Origin of the sequence: Marinobacterium sp. xm-a-127, assembly GCF_013283425.1 — a bacterium.
Taxonomy (GTDB): Bacteria; Pseudomonadota; Gammaproteobacteria; order Pseudomonadales; family Balneatricaceae; genus Marinobacterium_E.
Window position 1 is genome coordinate 168,253 of sequence record NZ_WBYH01000002.1, and the last position, 19,409, is coordinate 187,661.

The following is a 19,409-nucleotide window of genomic DNA, read 5'->3' on the forward strand; positions in this document are numbered from 1 at the left end:
AAGGAAACATTTCATGGATGTAAGAAAACTCACCGATTCAATCAGCGTGTCACCTCAAGTAGCGATTGAAGATATTAAGTCCATTGCTGATGCAGGCTTTAAAACCGTCATTTGCAACCGACCAAACGGCGAGAGTGAGGATCAACCTGATTTAGCACTGATTGAAGCGGAGTGTCAGAAGCTAGGGTTAACCTACGTCTCTCAGCCCGTTATCTCTGGCAACATCAGCGACCAAGATGTTGAGGCATTTGATCAATTCCTAGCCTCTGCGCAAACCCCAATCTTCGCTTTTTGTCGCACCGGCACTCGCTGCACCATGCTATGGGGAATGGCAGAAGGGTCAAGACAGGAAGCCCAAGCGATTATCGATAAGGCCGCTAATGCTGGGTATGACCTTAACGGAATTAGAGCGCGAATCGAGGCACGTCAGTAATAAAGCAGCGTTTTCTGCTTTTCAGGATTAATACTTTGAAGAACTATTTTCCGATTTTAGACTGGGCAAAATCGTACAATAAGCTGACGCTGACCAACGATCTTATCGCGGCAGTGATTGTAACGATCATGTTGATTCCTCAATCACTGGCCTATGCTCTGCTTGCTGGATTACCGCCAGAGGTGGGTCTATATGCAAGTATATTGCCGCTGATCGCTTACGCTATTTTCGGAACCAGTCGTACTCTAGCCGTTGGCCCTGTTGCTGTTGTTTCACTGATGACCGCAACCGCTTTAGGTAGCCTCGGACTTGCCAACACCACCGATTACATTGCCGCTGCCGGTGCTTTGGCGCTCATTTCGGGCACACTGCTAATACTGATGGGCTTTTTTAAATTGGGCGCGATGGCCAACTTGCTCAGCCACCCGGTCATCTCCGGCTTCATTACCGCCTCTGGACTGATCATCGCCGCCAGCCAGCTAAAACATATTCTTGGCATCAACGCGTCTGGCCACAATCTATATGACATTCTCTCTTCAATCATCATTCACCTAGAGGACACCAACATCCCGACACTGATTATCGGTGTCTCTGCGACAGCCTTCTTGTTCTGGACCCGTAAGTGCTTAAAGCCACTTCTGCTTAAAACCGGGATGAACTCAAAACTGGCTGATGTCATTGCCAAAGCGGGACCTGTTTTGGCTGTAGCCGCCACAGCCTTTGCGACCTACTACTACCGCCTAGAGCTTGAGGGGGTCAAAGTCGTTGGTATCGTTCCAACAGGACTACCCGAGTTTGCACTGCCACATTTTGATGCAGAACTTTGGCAACAACTGTTAATTTCAGCCATGCTGATCAGTATTGTCGGTTTTGTTGAGTCAGTCTCTGTTGCACAAACACTGGCAGCGAAGCGTCGTCAAAGAATTGATCCCAGCCAAGAGTTGATTGGCCTAGGCGCATCCAACGTAGGTTCAGCGGTATCTGGCGGCTTCCCAGTGACAGGTGGATTCTCTCGCTCCGTTGTCAACTTTGATGCCGGCGCAGAGACACCAGCTGCTGGGGCATTCACAGCAGTGGGTATTGCCGTGGCTACCCTCTTCCTAACACCGCTTCTATTCTTCTTACCCAAAGCTACACTGGCAGCAACCATTATCGTGGCTGTTTTATCGCTAGTAGATCTTGGTGCTCTAAAACGCACTTGGAGCTACTCGAAGCCTGACTTCATGGCAATGCTGGCAACCATACTACTGACGCTGTTAGTCGGTGTAGAAGCAGGCATCATCGCTGGTGTGACCCTATCGATCGCCCTGTTTCTGCAGCGTACAAGTAAGCCACACGATGCGATTGTCGGCCGAATTCCTGGCACAGAGCACTTCCGCAACGTCGATCGTTTTGAAGTGGAGTACGATGAGAAGATCATCACACTGCGTATCGACATGAGCCTCTACTTCGTTAACGCGCGTTATTTAGAAGATCGCGTCTACGACCTGATTGCCCAACAAAAAGGGGTCCAGCACTTTGTTCTGATGTGCCCAGCCGTCAATCTGATCGATGCATCGGCTCTAGAGTCTCTTGAGGCGATTAATCAGCGACTCAAAGACTTTGGTGTCTGCTTCCACCTATCAGAGGTAAAAGGCCCAGTTATGGACCAACTAAAGAAGAGTCATTTCCTAAACGAACTGACTGGCCAAGTATTCCTCAGCCAATACCAAGCCTGGTGCACTCTTCATAACGAGTCCGATACGCGCATGAGCAAATGCGCCAAAGCGGCTTTGTCCGACTAAATGGTGACAGGCCTTCAGCCTGTCATCGGCTTTATCATGCGGCAGTGATCCGATTCACCCCCCTCAACCTATACCTCTGCATCAACAGAGGTACCCATGCCAACCCCCATCAACATTGTCTGGTTCAAACGCGATCTTCGCCTGACCGATCACCGACCTCTAAAAGAGGCGATTGAATCAGGCTTACCTCTACTGCTTATCTACATTTTCGAACCTGAGCTCATGGAAGATAGCCACTACAGTGAACGTCACTGGCGGTTTATCTATCAGAGCATCAACGATATCAATCATCAGCTTGCGGCATTTGATTCTAAAATAGTGATGCTTAATGGCGAACCAACTGAAGTACTCGCTACAATCCTCTCAGACACGCCTGTTCACTCAATCTATAGCCATGAAGAGATCGGCATGGCCAAAACCTTTGCCCGTGATAAACGGGTAAAGAGGTTATGCATGAAGCAGGGCATTCAGTGGAATGAGTCACCCTACGGAGCCGTTATTAGAGGGGCTCGCAGTCGTGATAACTGGTTGGATAATTGGGATGCACGGATCAAAGGTCCACTACATCAACCGGACCTAACCCAACTCATCCCTGCTAGGCTAGATCACTCAAACCCACTACCCTATTTTAAACCTCAACCGGATTGGTTAGAGGCTGACTCGCTGATGCAATACGGTGGCCCTAGCGCAGCAGCATCTGTGATAGAGAGCTTTTTCACGGAGCGTGGTCAGCTCTATTCCAAAGCGATCTCTAAACCCTCCGCCTCTCGCAAGCACTGCAGTCGACTGTCCCCCTACCTTGCGTGGGGAAATATCAGCCTGGCTGAGGTTTACCAACAATCCAAACCCCCTGGCATTAAAGGCCAGTGGGAGAGATCCCTTAGAGCGTTTCGATCGCGTTTGCACTGGCACTGCCACTTCATTCAAAAATTTGAATCTCAGATCGAGATAGAAACCCAACCGATCAATGCCGGCTACAACCAATTTCCGTGGCGAACAGATAAAAAAGTCGAAGAAGATCTAAAGGCGTGGGAGAGTGGTATGACAGGCGTGCCTCTGGTTGATGCCTGCATGCGAGCACTCAATCGTACCGGTTACATCAACTTTAGAATGCGAGCGATGCTTGTAAGCTTTCTATGCCACTACCTAAAGATTGATTGGCGCCTCGGCTCACCTCACTTAGCTCGACAGTTTCTCGATTTTGAACCGGGCATTCACTTCCCACAGTTACAGATGCAAGCAGGTACAACGGGTATTAATACGTTAAGAATCTACAACCCCACCCTACAGGCCGAGGAGCATGATCCAGAGGGTCACTTCATCGCGAAATGGGTACCTGAACTAGCGGAACTACCCAAAGAGCTCAGACACTCCCCTTGGGCGATGGGTGGACTTGAGAAACAGATGCTGGAGAGTGAGCAGAGCTATCCAGATCCAATTGTCGATCTAAAACATTCAGCTGCTGAAGCCAGAGAGCTGTTTTGGAGTTGGCGTGAACGGCCAGAGGTTCAGATGCATAATCGAGCCATTCTTAGGAGGCATGTGATTGAGTAGCTTGCCGTTAACTCAACAGCGGATGACAGGCTGAAAGCCAGTCACCTTGGTAGTACTGACGTGACTGGCTTTAGCTTGTCACCTAACGGAGCTCCCGTGACTGGCTTTAGCCTGTCATCGGCACCAACAGCGTTTCAGAAACTACCTAGAAAGCGCATACCCCAACAACCCAAAGTAATCCTCAAACGCTTTATCAATCACATTAGCTTCAGACTCAAATGGATAGAGCCCTTTCGTATCTCGCACAATATCCTTAGGGTTGATCAATAGGCTATTTTTGATAACGGCTCTCGAGATCCAAGCCTCAAAAGCACGAGCAAACAGCTCTTCGGGCAAGCTCCAATAGAGCGTTCCTGCTTGTTTATCTAGCACAACGGATCGAGTGACATAGTCACTTGGACTCTGCTTATCGTTGGAAAGGTAGAGCGTCGTGTATAGCCTGTCTAAGGCATCATTAAGCGGATGCACTTTGTGGGTAAAGTCAGCCAACCATGCGGTCGTTGCGAAACGTGCACCAACATCCTCTTCGAAAGAGGTCTTAGCCAGATAGTGATCTAAAGCGTGCGCCCACTCATGAGCCAAACTGCCAATTCCGGCTTTTTTAGCCAGGGCAAGGGTTCTAGCTGAGGGTTGATAGTGCGCACAGACACCGGGACGTCCACCGGTGCCATAATGGAGTGATAGTTCGCCACGAAGTGACAGCGCAAAATTTGGAAGACCGAGAATCTCTTGCAGATCTAACAGAGCAATAAAGAACTCTTCAGCCCGTATCGCCTGCTCTTCAGCGGTGACCCACCCACCAATGCGCACCGAACGAAAATCGAAGAAATTGCGAATCTCATTAAACCCAGGGTTGTGACCCAGATTTCGGGGAGGGCCTCGTCGCCAAACGCGCTGCATTCGTTCTACAAATCAATCTCGATCACAGGCGTTTTACTGCGTGAACAGCAGACCGTCATTTGTCGATTTGAGGCCTGCTCCTCTTCGCTTTGATACAGATCTCGGTGATCCGGCTCACCGGAAACAACATCAACTAGACAGGTACCACAGACACCCGATTCACAAGAGAGAGGCACAAAGACGCCTGCATTCTCTAGAACTTCAGCAATGGTTTGATCAACCGGAACCAGATACTCATCACCGGTCGATTTCAACTTCACGGTAAAGGGCTGGTCACCCTCTTCCACTTCTAGAACGGTCGCATTGAAATACTCACGATTGATCTGATCTGTGCGCCAGCCAGTCTCTTTGGCGGCCTCTAATAACGCATCAATAAAACGCTGTGGGCCACACACATAGAGCTGCTCATCGGCCTGAGGATTTGCCAACTCAGAAGCCAGATCAAGCCCGCCATCACTAGAGAAAGAGAAACGGCAGGCCTCAGAGAAATCACACTGCTGAAGTTGAGAGTAAAAGGCCGCTCTCTCCGGTGACTTTGCTCGGTAGAGTAGATCAAATTGACTGCCTCGTGCGTTCAGTTCACGCGCCATCGCAAGCATCGGTGTTATACCGATGCCTGCCGCAAATAAACGGTGATTGGACGCTGTTTTCAAGCCAAAGTGATTTTGCGGCTCATCCGCCTCAATGACGTCATCGAATTCAAGCGCAGCAACGGCTTTAGAACCCCCACGTGATTCAGTTTCAATCAACACTGCAAGTTCATAGTACTGAGTTGATGTGCCAGGGTTACAAATTGAGTACTGTCGGCTCAAACCGGTACCTAGGTGTAAATTGATATGTGCTCCTGCAGCTACTTCCGGCAGTGGCTCGCCTGATACGGATTCCAACTTCAGGCTCACAATCTGATCGGTGAGTGGAGCTTTACTCGCAACCCGCAGCTTAAGCATTGCCCGCCTCCTGTTCTAACTTAATCGCACGCTCAATCATACGGCGCGCCTGAACACCGCCGGCATCAATATCCAATTTAAGCAGGTCACGATCTGGGTAACGATCCAAGTTCTTCTGCTGCGCTTCCAGTACTTCAAGATCTTCAGTAAAGATACCACCCTGCCCTTCACGAATCTTATCGGTCAGCGCTGTATCTTCAGGCTGGAAGTTTCTCGCCATACCCCAGAAGTAGTGCATGGTTGAATCCGTCTCAGGGGTAATAAAATCGACCACCACACTGCTAGCACGTTTCTCAAGCGGTGCATCAATACCACCGTTACCAGCCAGCGCTACGCCTACGTCAATCATGATGTGACTCGGTGCATTAAAACGGCAGATCTGCCAACGATCGACGATTGCATTAGGGTCTAACCCCTGAAACTCCATCGCCATCTGCCAGAACGGAGGGGCTTTAACCTCAGGCATAAAGCGCTCAGTAATGACCTGATCACCCTCCATACGCGTTTTTACCGGTGCTTCATCGATCTCTTTTTGGCCAATGCTGGTCGAGTGAACGTAGGTCTCGTGAGTCAGGTCCATCAGATTATCAATCATCAAACGATAGTCACACTTTATGTGGAACAGGCCTCCACCATAAGCCCAACCCTCATTCTCAGCCCAATGGAACTTAGGCAATTTAGACTCATCCGCTAGCGCTTTATCGCCGGGCCACACCCAGACAAACCCGTACTTCTCCATCACTGGGAACGAGCGAGTGCAAGGGAATCGATCGGTACGCTGTTTAGGCATCGAGATCGTCTGACCATCTGGTCCCATACGCAGGCCATGATAACCACAGACCAACTCACCCTCTTCTACATACCCCAACGACATGGCCGCACCACGGTGAGGACAAAAGTCTTCAATACAGGCGATGGCATCATCTTTACCACGGTACATAACCAAGTTGTGGTTACAGATGGTGCGACCGAGTGGTTTATCTGTCACTTCAGACGACATAGCCGCGACGTACCAGGCGTTTTGAATATGCATGACGAACTCCTTTTAATTTTATGAAATCAGTATCGCAATTGGCTTAAGAACTCCCAACTCAAAAAAACGCCAATTAATTGCACTTTTCGATCAAATAATAGAAATTATAGGTAAATAACATCAATGGATTTACTTTTTTCGTCATGCAGAGATCTACAAAGTCATCTATAACGCCCAACTATGTACTCTACGGTGACAGCCAGAGTGACGCTCAAGCAGGATTTGTTCATATTGAAACGGTTCAAGAGAGTAGCAGACCCTACCGCGGCGTTATCAAACCGCATAAGCATAGCGATCTATTTCAGGTCTTAATCATTGAAAAAGGTGAAGCTGAAATTCAACTGGAGGATGATCAAGTCTCAATTAACGAACCGGTCATCGTTACGCTACCGCCAGAGAACAGACACGGTTTTCACTTTCACAGCGGTATAAGAGGAGTCATTTTAAGCATCGCTCTGCCGATTATTCAGCAAGACATCGATATTGTGACCAGCAGCGCCTCTATTCTTCTTTTGGGGGATAAAGAGGAAGCGGCAAAACAGATACTGACGATCGCAGAACTTTTAATAGAAGAGCAGCAACAACCTACCGATCAACAGAGCGTGTCACTGCAACTGATCCACACACTGTTCGCAATGATCAAAAGAGTGGATACCGCGTTAACATTGAGTGAGAAGCTACCCGATGCGTTGAAACAGTTTTCTCAACTGATCGAAAGAAATTTAGAGAACCGATTGGATATTGATGATTACGCATCTCAGTGCGGAGTTTCAACGAGTACCCTCAATCGTCTGTGCAAAAAGCACTTTGGAAAAAGTGCTCTACAAACGATCAATCAGCGTTTAGCCATTGAGATCAAACGACGGTTAGCCTTCACCCAGCGATCAATCGCATTAATATCGGATGAGTTAGGATTCAGTGATCCGGGGTATTTCACGCGATTCGTTAAACGAGAGCTTGGTGAAACACCAATGGTATTTCGTAAACGGCATCAGTTTAACGTAGAGAGCGGGTAATCAGGTCAGTGCCAACTGAAACAGCGGGTGACAGGCTGAAGGCCAGTCACCGGTGTGCCAATCCCACTACGGAGCCGCCGTGACTGGCTTTCAGCCTGTCATCGGCACTACCATCAGACTTCCAGAGCCCTATACCAACGCCGCTGCAGCCCCAATCAAACCCGGCTCTTCAGCCGTCATAACATAGGTCGGAATGGTCGACATGTACTGATCGAAACGCCCTTTAGCTTCAAAGCGCTGTCTAAACCCACTCTCGATAAAGAAGTCGAGCATCTTAGGGACAATTCCTCCAGTGACGAATACACCACCCTGGGCTCCATATGAGAGAGCTAAGTTACCGGCAACACTGCCATAGATTTTACAGAACTGTTCCAGCGTCTCTAACGCGAACTGATCTCGCTCCTCAAACGCTAAGCGACTGATCTCAGCAGGTGAGATTCGCTCAACCGGAGAGCCACGTAATTCCGCTAGGGCTTGGTAGATGTTTTGAATCCCCATACCCGACACAAGACGTTCTGCTGAGACACGTTCATAACGTTTTAACAACCAACGCAGAATCGCAACCTCTTGCTCTGTGGTCGGTGCAAAATCGACATGCCCGCCCTCGGTCACCAGAGGAATAGACGCTCCTCCTGAGCGAACTAACCCTGACACACCTAAACCCGTGCCTGCGCCCAACACAGCAATAGGGAAATCCTCTAAAGGCTCTCCACGACCCACCTGAATCAGTTGATCACCCGTCAGATTAGCCGCAGCATAGGCCATCGCAGCGTAATCATTGATGACAGAGAGCTGTTCAATACCAAAATGGTTCTGCAGATCTCGCTTTGAAAATACCCAACCGTTGTTGGTCATCGAAATCCTATCGTTGTGAGTAGGACAAGCGATGGCAATACAGCAACGATCGGGAACATCACTTCCAAGATCACTAAGGTACTGTTTAATCGCCAGATCAATCGATGCAAAGTCATCGACTGCTAAATTACGAATATTAGTCGGATTAATAGAACCCGTTTCAACCATGGCAAAACGCGCGTTGGTGCCACCGATATCGGCAATTAGAGAGAAGTTGTCCACACTCATACCTATTTTGCTGGGTAACGTGTCTCTTTTAATGAGTCTTTGATGTTCTTGAGGTGCTTAAGGAAGTCCGGTCCGCGACGTAACGTGACACCCGTCGCCAGTATATCGATTACGGTCAGGTGCATAATACGAGAGGTCATTGGCATGTAGACATCGGTATCTTCTGGTGCATCAACCTCAACAACAATAGAACAGTGCTGTGCCAGTGGTGAATTCGGTGCGGTAATGCCAACCACGGTGGCACCACTCGCACGGGCTAGCTCAGCAATATCAACTAACTCACGAGTACGACCGGTGTAACTGATAATGACAATAACATCGCCTGTAGAAGAAGCAGCCGCAGTCATACGCTGCATCAGTACGTCGTCGTAAGCGACGACTGGGATGTTAAAGCGGAAGAACTTGTGCTGAGCATCTTGCGCAACAGGCCAAGAGGCACCCAAGCCAAAAAACATGATCTGCTTAGCCTGAATCAACTGATCCACCGCTAGATTGATCATCTGTGGATCAACGGTCTTCTTAGCAGTGACCAACGCAGCGATGGTCGCGTCGATGATCTTGTTGGTGTAGCTCTCTGAGTCGTCATCAGGTTCGACACTGCGACTAACATAGGGAACACCGTGTGCTAACGCCTGAGCTAGATGCAGTTTAAAATCTGGGAAACCGGCTGTATTGAAACGTTTACAAAAACGATTAACCGTCGGCTCACTCACCTGAGCAGCGCGAGCTAATACGGCAATAGAGGATCTTGTCGCCGCCTGCGGGTCTGCAAGAATGACTTCAGCGACTTTACGCTCGGATCGGTTCAGCGACTCAAGCTCTGCACTGATCTGCTGCATGATGTTAGATGGCATTAGCTACCTCAACAAATTTCATCGAAATCTAATTAAGTTACTTTAACACACCAAAGGTTAGTAAAAAACTTACGAATTAAAAGAAATTACGTAAGTTAATAACTTTTATGAGAGTAGCCTTAAATAGCGTAAACCCTATGAAAATTGGCTATATACGCTATAAATAGGGTCATTATTGCAAAAAAGAATAGGGATTTTATAACCCATACGATTGAACTTTAGACGAAAGTCGGCAAAACTGTACGTAAATTTACAACATAAACTGATAATAAAATTAGTTACGAGGGTTTTGAAATGACAATTCGCGTTGGCATTAACGGTTTTGGCCGCATCGGCCGTATGGCGTTCCGTGCAATCTACCAAGAGTTCAATGGTGATATTGAGGTGGTTGGTATTAACGACCTACTTGGGTCTGAATACCTGGCTTACATGCTGAAATACGACTCAGTGCACGGTCAATTTAAAGGCGATATCCAAACCGACAACGGCAACCTAATTGTGAACGGCAAAACCATCCGCCTAACCGCTGAGCGCGATCCTGCTGATCTTGCTTGGGGTGATATCGATGTCGATCTCGTCCTTGAGTGTACTGGCTTCTTCCTAACCGAAGAGGGTTGTCAAAAACATATTGAAGCAGGCGCTAAGAAAGTGGTCATGTCGGCTCCATCAAAAGACGGCACTCCGATGTTCGTTTATGGCGTAAACCACGAAACCTACGCAGGCCAAGCGATCGTCTCTGCAGCCTCTTGTACAACCAACTGTCTTGCACCCGTGGCTAAAGTCCTAAACGACAAATGGGGTGTGAAACGCGGTCTAATGACAACGGTTCACGCCGCTACAGCGACTCAAAAAACCGTTGACGGCCCATCGGCAAAAGATTGGCGCGGCGGTCGTGGTATTCTAGAGAACATCATCCCCTCCTCTACTGGTGCCGCTAAAGCGGTGGGAGTAGTACTTCCTGAACTCAACGGCAAACTTACCGGTATGGCTTTCCGTGTACCAACTACAGACGTATCGGTCGTTGACCTAACCGTTGAGCTAAATAGTGAAGCGAGCTACGAAGATATCTGCTGTGCAATGCGTGAAGCTTCAGAGACAGGCGCTCTGGGTGAAACGCTAGGCTTTACTGATGATGCCGTTGTTGCAACGGATTTCCGTGGTTGTAACAAGTCATCGATCTTCGACTGCAAGGCTGGCATCCAATTGGATGACACCTTTGTGAAAGTGGTCGCTTGGTATGACAACGAGTATGGCTACACCTGTAACATGCTTCGTTTTGCTAAAGTCGTTGCTCAATAAAACTGAACAACCATTTCACACAAACGCCATCTAATCGTGGTATAACTTTCTACAACTCTCTACAACTGAGGGCTAACACTAGTTAGCCCTGCTTACCCACCGAAAGCAAACCGCTTAAGGATTTAAGATGCAACGCAGAACCAAAATTGTCGCTACCCTTGGCCCAGCAACCGATTCACCAGAGGTACTTGAACGCCTCGTTCAAGCGGGTGTGAACGTTGTCCGATTAAACTTCTCGCACGGCGAGGCGGATGATCACAAGAAGCGCGCAGCCATGGTTCGCGAAGCAGCCGCTAAAGCGGGTCGATTCGTTGCGATCTTGGGTGACTTACAAGGCCCTAAAATTCGTATCGCTCGATTCACAGATACCAAAATCCATCTTAAAGTGGGTGATCGTTTTGCTCTGGACTCGAGCATGGACAAAACAGCCGGTTCACAGGAAGCGGTGGGTATCGACTACGAGCAACTGGTAGAAGATTGTAAACCAGATGATGTGCTACTGCTTGATGACGGTCGTGTACAGATGCGCGTTGTTGAGAAAAAGCCAAACCGCTTAGAGTGTGAAGTGACCGTTGGTGGCCCACTTTCAAACAATAAGGGCATCAACCTACAGGGCGGAGGCCTTTCAGCTGCTGCTCTGACTGAAAAAGATAAAGCAGACATCATTACCGCAGCAGAGATCGATGTTGACTACCTAGCGGTCTCTTTCCCTCGCTCAGGTGCTGACATCACAGAAGCGCGCGAACTGATGAATGCGGCCGGTGGTGACGCAGGTATTGTTGCCAAGATCGAGCGGGCAGAGACGGTTAGCTGTGTCGAAAATATCGATGAGATCATTCTGGCATCCGACAGCGTCATGGTGGCTCGTGGCGACCTGGGCGTAGAGATCGGCGATGCAGAACTGATCGGCATTCAGAAATTGATCATCGATCGTGCACGCACACTGGATCGCACCGTAATCACAGCAACGCAGATGATGGAGTCAATGATCTCCAGCCCCATGCCGACTCGTGCAGAGGTTTTTGACGTAGCCAACGCTGTTCTAGATGGAACCGATGCCGTCATGCTCTCAGCTGAAACGGCTGCTGGTGAGTTCCCAATTGAGACCGTTGAGGCGATGTCTCGAGTCATTATAGGCGCCGAGAAGAACCGTCAATCTCAAGTCTCTAAGCACCGTATGAACGAGCGGTTCCACAAAATCGATGAATCGATCGCCTTGGCGGCTATGTATACGGCTAACCACTTAGAGGGTGTCACTGCGATTATTTCTATGACTGAATCAGGGGCTACACCCCTTCTGATGTCGCGCATTCGCTCTGGCCTACCGATCTTCGCCTTCTCAAAGAATCCAAAGACACAGACCCGCGTGGCACTCTACCGTGGCGTTAAAACCGTTCCGTTTGATTCAGAAGCGGTTCCCAACGAAGAGATCAACCAACGTGCTGTCGAAGAGCTACAGCGTCGTAAGGTAGTAAAAGAGGGTGATATCGTCTTGATTACTAAGGGCGACTACGTCAACGCTCAGGGTGGTACCAACACCATGAAGATCGTTCGCGTCGGACCGAATATTAAGTAAATCTTACAAACTCACTGCGGATGACAGGCTGAATGCCTGTCACCGGTATATCCCCTCTTATGAACTAGCAGTGACTGGCTTCAACCCGTCACCTGTTTATCTACCTTACGAAGTGACAGTGACTGGCTTCAGCCTGTCATCTGCCTTCTCAGCGTCTTCCAGACACTAAATTCATCGCGGCCTTTTCAAGACCGCTCCAACGCTTTTCTACGCCACCCTCTTAACGCACCGCAAAAAATTTAAGAACCCGTTAAGAAGCATTTTTGACTTGTTTCTTAATCGTTCCCTGACTAAATTACGTAGCTACTAAATCGATTAAGTAAAGCGTCTGTTTTGCATAATCTTATAACTGCAGGAAGCAGTATTAATAATAAGCAACTGGAGGTTTTTGGTGGCATCGGTCAATCTGAGCAACCTAAACAAAATTTACGGCGAAAAAAGCAAAACGCCGGTCCACATTCTTCATGATGTTAATCTCGACATCACCGACGGTGAGTTTGTGGTATTCGTTGGGCCTTCAGGCTGTGGTAAATCAACCCTACTTCGTTGTATTGCAGGACTTGAAGAGATCTCTTCAGGCGACCTGAATATCGCTGGTGAGCGCGTCAACGATCACACACCTAAAGAGCGTGGCATCGGCATGGTCTTTCAGTCATATGCGCTCTATCCGCACATGTCCGTCTACCACAACATGGCGTTTGGTCTTGAACTCTCTGGCATGCCTAAGGATGAGATCCGCAGCCGCGTAACTGAAGTGGCTAAGACTCTGCAACTGGATCATCTACTGGATCGTAAGCCTAAAGCTCTATCAGGTGGCCAGCGCCAACGTGTTGCTATAGGTCGCGCCATAGTTCGTGAGCCTAAAGTCTTCCTTTTCGACGAGCCTCTTTCTAATTTAGATGCGGCACTACGTGTTCAGATGCGTATCGAAATTGCTCGTCTTCACGGTACGCTAAAGAACACTATGATCTACGTGACTCACGATCAGATCGAAGCGATGACGCTTGCAGACAAAATCGTCGTTCTAAGCGCAGGCCGCATTGAGCAGGTGGGTGCGCCACTGGAACTGTACCACCGCCCTGCTAACCGTTTTGTCGCTGGTTTCATTGGCTCACCGAAGATGAACTTCCTAGAAGTGAGTGTCGATGCAGTCGAGAAAAATCAGATCACGATCTCTCTTGATGGTCACTCTCTGACGCTAGAGCGCCAAACTGATGCTTTTGCCTGCGATAAAGCCGCACTTGGCATTCGCCCAGAACACCTAACAGTAGATGGTAGCGGCGATCTCTTTATTGAGAGCACCGTCAGCCATGTCGAGCATCTTGGTGACCAGTGCATGATCTATATGGATTTGGAAGGTTTGGAATCACCCGTTGTTGTTGTCGCTGATGGCGATGTCACTGCAAAGAGCGGCCAAACATTAAAGCTCGGCATTCCGGTTGAACGTTGTCACCTGTTTGATCAGAACGATCAGCGTGTGCTTCCGGTTGAATAAGAATTTGAGTTTCGTGCATTCGGCATGATTTTCACGGGTTGAGCACCCGGCATAGTGCAAGCCGCTCACACAATAAAATCAAAACAGAGGTTTACCCTGATGACTCTACGTAAGACTCTTTCGGTAGCAATCGCACTTGCTACTCTTTCAGGCACAGCGGCAGCTGAAGGTCTAAAGTTCGATAAAGCAGACAACCGTTTCTCTTGGGATTCACTGTCAAAATTCGAAAAGATGGATCTAAATGGCAAAACAATTCGCTTTGACGGCCCATGGATCGATGGTGACGAAGCTAACCTTCGCACAGTGATTGCCTACTTCGAAGAAGCGACCGGCGCGACTGTTGAATACAACGGCTCTAACGACTTCGAACAGCTTGTTCTAGTTGATATGAAAGCGGGCAACCCACCCAACCTAGCAGCATGGCCACAACCTGGTACCGTGTCTGAGCTAGCATCACAGGGTAACCTAGTCGCTCTATCTGACAGTGTTGAGCAAGCAGTAGCAACTAACTACGCAGCAGGCCAAAGCTGGGTTGATCTAGGTACTTACAAAGGCGCTGACGGCAAAGAGGCTATGTTTGGTCTTCCATACAACGTTAACTTGAAGTCACTCGTTTGGTACGTACCAGAGAACTTTGAAGAGATGGGTTACGAAATCCCACAATCGATGGAAGAGCTTATTGCTCTATCTGATCAGATTGTAAAAGATGGCGGCACACCTTGGTGTATCGGCATGGAGTCTGGCGGTGCAACCGGTTGGGTTGGTACTGACTGGATGGAAGATCTAATGCTTCGCACTCAGCCACCTTCTGTCTACGACCAGTGGGTTTCAAACGAGATGCCATTCAACGATCCTAAAGTCATTGAAGTCATGAACACCTTCGGTCAGTTCGTGCTGAACGACGACTACGTGGATGGTTCATCTTCTGCTGTTGCTTCGATCTTCTTCGGTGACTCACCAAAAGGTTTGTTCGATACACCACCTAAGTGTTACATGCACCGTCAGGCGTCGTTCATCCCTGCATTCTTCCCAGATCAGTACAAAGAGACTATCGGTACAGATTCTGACTTCTTCTACTTCCCATCGTACGAAAGCAAAGATCTAGGTAACCCTGTTCTTGGCGGTGGTACGTTGATCACTATGATGAAGGACTCACCAGAATCACAAGTCTTCATGGACTACCTGACTTCACCAATCGCACACGAGTTGTGGATGGCTGGCCAAGGCTTCCTAACACCACACAAAGGCGCGAAGCTTGAAGCTTACTCAAGCGACACGCTACGTAAGCAGGGTGAGATCTTCTTGAATGCAACAACCTTCCGCTTCGATGCGTCTGACCTAATGCCAGGTGCTATCGGTGCCGGTGCATTCTGGACAGGTATGGTTGACTTCACTTCAGGCAAATCGGCTGAAGAAGTCACTACCGACATCCAAAAAGCTTGGGATGCTATCAAGTAATAGCGCCCACCTTCGCTTCATCTGCGATAAAGCTCCTACACTCTTGTAGGAGCGATCTCGCAGAGGTCGCGATTCAAAAGAGGGATCAGACTCAAGGTCTGATCCCACTCTCTGATCGACTCATATTGAGACCACTATGACTGAACAGATCTACTCTGCCCTAATCGCGATCCTTATTGGTGTATCGGCGGTTATTATCTACTTCTGGGGCAGCAACTGGATTCTAGATGCGCTGATTTCAAAATCATCACGCGCTAACAAAGAGGTACTTCGCGAGAAAATCCGCCCATGGCTATTTGCGGGGCCGGCACTCTTCTTCTTGACGCTCTACCTTGTCTACCCTGTTTTCGAAACCCTGTGGCTGTCGTTCCAAAACTCCGACTCCACAGAGTTTGTTGGCTGGTCCAACTACGCATGGCTGTTTAATGACGGACAGTTCCATATTACGCTGCGCAACAACCTACTTTGGCTGATCATTGTGCCTACACTCTCTACTGTTTTTGGTCTCGCAGTAGCTGTGTTAGCCGATCGTGCCAAGTTCGGCACCATCGCCAAATCAATTATTTTCATGCCGATGGCGATCTCATTTGTTGGTGCCTCGGTTATCTGGAAGTTTGTCTACCACTACAACGGTGAAGGCGATACTCAAATCGGCATTCTTAACGCCATAGTGGTGGCGTTCGGTGGCGAACCGCAGTTCTGGTTATCGATGGAGATCTGGAACTCTGTACTGCTGATGGTCATCCTCATTTGGATTCAGACCGGTTTTGCGATGGTGATTTTAGGTGCTGCACTTCGCAGTGTTCCTGAAGAGACACTAGAAGCAGCGATCATCGATGGCGCTAACCGTCGTCAGCTATTCTTCCGAATCACACTACCCCAGATCATGCCAACCGTCATCGTGGTTTGGACCACCATCGCCATTCTGGTTTTGAAAGTATTCGACATCGTCTTAGCGATGACCAATGGCCAGTGGGAAACCCAAGTATTGGCCAACCTAATGTATGACTGGATGTTCCGCGGTGCCGGTGACTTTGGCCGAGGCAGTGCCATTGCCATCATTATCATGTTGTCAGTGACACCAATCATGGCTTGGAACATCTACCGTTTCCGTAAAGATGAGGCAGGACGCTAATGAGTACACAATCTTCTTTCTTGCCAAGGTTCTTTAACGGCACCGCACTAACCGCCCTGGTTATTCTTTGGCTAGTCCCAACACTGGGTCTGTTTGTCAGCTCTATCCGTGACAAAGATCAGTTGGCGGCATCGGGCTGGTGGACCTCGTTTAATGAGTCAAAACAGGTCACCTTTGCCCGGACCGATCTACCTGAGACACAACAGCAGATTGATGGTCAGTTTGTCTTAAGCGGTCAACTGACGGCTGACGATGGCACTGCATTCACAAACATCTTAGCGTTCGGCAGCAGCTCACGGGATCCAGAAGAGGTTCCAGCCGGTGAGACAGCAACGCTAAAAAATGGTGCGCAGCTAACGGTGAACAGTGACGGTAGCTACACCTATGTCCAGGACAAAGAGATTACCGGCAGCCGTGGCAAGCGTATCTTCTTCGCCTACGGTCAACCGCCACGCTTTACGCTAGAGAACTACGACAATGTCTTGGATAAAGGCAAAATCGGTCAGGCGTTTCTTAATACACTGGCCGTAACCATCCCTGCGACGGTGATTCCGGTTCTGATTGCAGCTTTCGCAGCCTACGCGTTCAGCTGGATGCAGTTTGCCGGTCGTGAGTGGCTGTTTGCGGTGGTTATTGGTCTGTTGGTTGTGCCGCTTCAAACCTCACTGGTACCGCTACTGCGCCTCTACTCAGATCTGGGCCAGATGTTCGGCTTTGAGAGTAAGGGCTACCCCGGTGTCTGGATGGCGCATACGGGCTTCGGCTTGCCATTGGCAATCTACTTGATGCGTAACTACATGAAGAGCCTGCCAGGCGATTTGATCGAGAGTGCGCGTGTCGATGGAGCGAGTCACTTCCAGGTCTTTACCAGAATCATTCTGCCGCTCTCTCTACCGGCTCTGGCCAGCTTCACGATTTTCCAATTCCTATGGGTATGGAACGATCTTCTGGTTGCGTTGGTGTTCCTAGGACAGGGCGAAGATCAGATAGTACTGACGGCTCAACTGCGTGCCCTACTGGGTACCCGCGGTTCAAACTGGGAAGTCCTAACCTCAGGCGCCTTCATCAGCATTATCTTGCCGCTGCTCGTCTTCTTTGCCCTGCAACGATTCTTTGTCCGCGGCTTGGTAGCAGGTTCAGTGAAAGGCTAAGCCAGCCTTTGGCGGTGACTGGCTTTCAGCCTGTCATCCACTGTATGGAAATCACTGAGAAAGCAGATGACAGGCTAAAGCCAGTCACTGTTGATATGAACTGAATTAGGTGACTGGCTTTAGCCTGTCACTGGTGAATTAAAAAAACAAAGGTGACTGGCTTCAGCCTGTCACCAAAACAGCGAATAAAACATGACCAACAAACAAGACCAAACACTACCCGAGCACTTCAAAGCTCCGCGCGGTTGGATCAACGATCCAAACGGCTTGGTCTATTGTGACGGTCGTTACCACCTCTTCTACCAGCACTACCCTGAAGGGCTAACCTGGGGTCCTATGCACTGGGGTCATGCTGTCAGCTCTGATTTAAACCAGTGGGAACATAAACCGATTGCTTTAACACCAGACGAGCAAGGCATGTGTTTCTCTGGTAGCGCCATAGTAGATGCATATGATGACTCAGGCCTGTTTAATGGTCAGGCGGGGCTCATTGCGTTTTACACTGCCCACCTTGACCAAGAGGAATTTGATCGCGGCTACGTTCAGGATCAATGCATCGCCTACTCAACTGACAGCGGTGAGACTTGGACTAAATATTCAAATAATCCTGTCTTGAGCAACCCTGGATTCTCGGATTTCCGTGATCCTAAGGTCATTTGGCATGAAGAGAGTCAGCACTGGATTATGTGTCTGGCAACACGCCAAACCATCTCTTTTTACCGCTCTAAAAACTTACTTGATTGGAGCTTCTGTTCAGAGTTTGGGGAAGGCCAAGGGGCCCACGAATGGCACCCTTGGGAGTGCCCTGATCTATTCGAACTGACCACCGAGAATGGTCTAACCGCTTGGGTATTGGTAGTGGGAATTGGTATGACACCCGACATCCACTACGGTTCGTACACCCAATACTTTATCGGTGACTTTGACGGAATACAGTTTACTAACCGAAACCCGGCCGGCACGGTTTTGCTGTTAGATGAGGGGCGCGACTACTATGCGACACAGAGCTGGTCAGACGCACCCAATAATCAACGACTAGCCATCTCATGGTTTAGCAACTGGAGATACGCTAACGAACTCCCCTGCTCGGTCACCAATGGTCAGATGACACTGCCTCGTCAGTTGAGACTGATAGAGAGCGCTGATGGATTAAGGGTTGCCCAACAATTTGTGAGTCGTTTAGAAGCCGATATCATTCAGCTTACAGACTCTATTAGGTTGATCGAGGGCACACACCAATCCACGCAACTCAATTTGAATGAAGGTGAATCCGCTTATTTTGCTTCAGACGATGAAGCGCATCGAATTGAGATCAAGCGCACAGAAGAGCGTTACCAGATAAACATCAGCCGCTCTGTTAATACCGATGATGAAACCCTTAACGAACACTTTTCGCATCGATACAACCGGGAATTGAATGTAAACGGGCCACTGAATGTAGAGTGGATCTTCAGTGAAGCTGGGCTAGAGATGCTGCTGGCCGATGGATTTATGAGCATTACGCAACGGTCGTTTCCAGTGCGCTCTTAAAAGAGTGTTGGAGCGTCCTTAAAAAGGTCGCGAAGCTTTAAATAGATTAGGGATCGCCTCATCTTCGATAAGGCTCCAACAACTAGTGGGTGACAGGCTGAAGGCCAGTCACCTGAAAAGAAACACCGGTGACTGGCTTCAGCCTGTCATCCGCATAAATA

Annotated in this window: 16 protein-coding genes; 11 read left to right on the forward strand and 5 right to left on the reverse strand. The window is 48.9% G+C overall.

The features are described 5' to 3' along the window. The first annotated feature begins 13 nt into the window (after positions 1 to 13). The 3 genes from XMA127_RS04955 to XMA127_RS04965 all read left to right on the forward strand — a co-directional run bounded on the left by XMA127_RS04955 (position 14) and on the right by XMA127_RS04965 (position 3,771). Positions 14 to 433 carry a TIGR01244 family sulfur transferase gene (locus XMA127_RS04955; RefSeq protein ID WP_173483163.1) on the forward strand — a complete coding sequence of 140 codons (420 nt, stop codon included), beginning with the start codon at positions 14 to 16 and terminating at the stop codon, positions 431 to 433. Positions 434 to 459: 26 nt separating this feature from the next. Further along, a complete protein-coding gene (locus XMA127_RS04960) occupies positions 460 to 2,217 on the forward strand; it encodes a sulfate permease (RefSeq protein WP_173494522.1) in 1,758 nt (585 codons plus the stop codon). Positions 2,218 to 2,313: 96 nt separating this feature from the next. Next, a complete protein-coding gene (locus XMA127_RS04965; RefSeq protein ID WP_173498959.1) occupies positions 2,314 to 3,771 on the forward strand; it encodes a deoxyribodipyrimidine photo-lyase in 1,458 nt (485 codons plus the stop codon). A 141-nt stretch (positions 3,772 to 3,912) separates the two neighbouring features. Here XMA127_RS04965 and XMA127_RS04970 read toward each other — a convergent pair whose 3' ends face one another. Genes XMA127_RS04970 through XMA127_RS04980 form a run of 3 tightly spaced genes read right to left on the reverse strand, consistent with a single transcriptional unit; the run spans position 3,913 to position 6,651 of the window. Further along, positions 3,913 to 4,671: a CLCA_X family protein gene (locus tag XMA127_RS04970; protein ID WP_173489111.1), complete on the reverse strand. Its 759-nt coding sequence runs from the start codon at positions 4,669 to 4,671 to the stop codon at positions 3,913 to 3,915. A 5-nt stretch (positions 4,672 to 4,676) separates the two neighbouring features. Beyond that, positions 4,677 to 5,618, reverse strand: coding sequence for a PDR/VanB family oxidoreductase (locus tag XMA127_RS04975; protein ID WP_173498960.1), 942 nt, complete (start codon positions 5,616 to 5,618; stop codon positions 4,677 to 4,679). Then, entirely contained in the window at positions 5,611 to 6,651 is a 1,041-nt protein-coding gene (locus tag XMA127_RS04980) for an aromatic ring-hydroxylating dioxygenase subunit alpha (RefSeq protein WP_173498961.1), read from the reverse strand. Before XMA127_RS04980 ends, XMA127_RS04975 begins: the two co-directional genes overlap by 8 nt. A gap of 143 nt (positions 6,652 to 6,794) precedes the next feature. Between XMA127_RS04980 and XMA127_RS04985 the strand changes: the two genes are divergently transcribed. Then, entirely contained in the window at positions 6,795 to 7,667 is an 873-nt protein-coding gene (locus tag XMA127_RS04985; RefSeq protein ID WP_173498962.1) for a helix-turn-helix domain-containing protein, read from the forward strand. Between the two features lie 129 nt (positions 7,668 to 7,796). On the opposite strand, the gene glk is transcribed toward XMA127_RS04985, so the two are convergent. Beyond that, entirely contained in the window at positions 7,797 to 8,750 is a 954-nt protein-coding gene (glk, locus tag XMA127_RS04990) for a glucokinase (RefSeq protein ID WP_173494357.1), read from the reverse strand. A 2-nt stretch (positions 8,751 to 8,752) separates the two neighbouring features. Then, the gene (locus XMA127_RS04995; RefSeq protein WP_173481555.1) at positions 8,753 to 9,604 is read right to left on the reverse strand and encodes a MurR/RpiR family transcriptional regulator; all 852 of its coding nucleotides are present in this window, start codon (positions 9,602 to 9,604) and stop codon (positions 8,753 to 8,755) included. A gap of 294 nt (positions 9,605 to 9,898) precedes the next feature. Here XMA127_RS04995 and gap point away from each other — a divergent pair, with 294 nt between their 5' ends. The 7 genes from gap to XMA127_RS05030 all read left to right on the forward strand — a co-directional run bounded on the left by gap (position 9,899) and on the right by XMA127_RS05030 (position 19,248). After that, positions 9,899 to 10,903 carry a type I glyceraldehyde-3-phosphate dehydrogenase gene (gene gap, locus XMA127_RS05000; RefSeq protein ID WP_173481556.1) on the forward strand — a complete coding sequence of 335 codons (1,005 nt, stop codon included), beginning with the start codon at positions 9,899 to 9,901 and terminating at the stop codon, positions 10,901 to 10,903. A 127-nt stretch (positions 10,904 to 11,030) separates the two neighbouring features. Beyond that, entirely contained in the window at positions 11,031 to 12,479 is a 1,449-nt protein-coding gene (gene pyk / locus XMA127_RS05005; RefSeq protein WP_173498963.1) for a pyruvate kinase, read from the forward strand. A gap of 391 nt (positions 12,480 to 12,870) precedes the next feature. Next, the gene (locus XMA127_RS05010) at positions 12,871 to 13,974 is read left to right on the forward strand and encodes a sn-glycerol-3-phosphate ABC transporter ATP-binding protein UgpC (RefSeq protein ID WP_173494356.1); all 1,104 of its coding nucleotides are present in this window, start codon (positions 12,871 to 12,873) and stop codon (positions 13,972 to 13,974) included. 99 nt (positions 13,975 to 14,073) lie between these two features. Next, positions 14,074 to 15,432: an ABC transporter substrate-binding protein gene (locus tag XMA127_RS05015; RefSeq protein ID WP_173494355.1), complete on the forward strand. Its 1,359-nt coding sequence runs from the start codon at positions 14,074 to 14,076 to the stop codon at positions 15,430 to 15,432. A 136-nt stretch (positions 15,433 to 15,568) separates the two neighbouring features. Beyond that, positions 15,569 to 16,567, forward strand: coding sequence for a carbohydrate ABC transporter permease (locus tag XMA127_RS05020; RefSeq protein WP_173483173.1), 999 nt, complete (start codon positions 15,569 to 15,571; stop codon positions 16,565 to 16,567). Then, entirely contained in the window at positions 16,567 to 17,718 is a 1,152-nt protein-coding gene (locus XMA127_RS05025) for a carbohydrate ABC transporter permease (protein ID WP_173483174.1), read from the forward strand. The genes XMA127_RS05020 and XMA127_RS05025 overlap by 1 nt, the downstream gene beginning before the upstream one ends. A 192-nt stretch (positions 17,719 to 17,910) precedes the next feature. Continuing rightward, entirely contained in the window at positions 17,911 to 19,248 is a 1,338-nt protein-coding gene (locus tag XMA127_RS05030) for a glycoside hydrolase family 32 protein (protein ID WP_173498964.1), read from the forward strand. Positions 19,249 to 19,409: the final 161 nt, after the last annotated feature.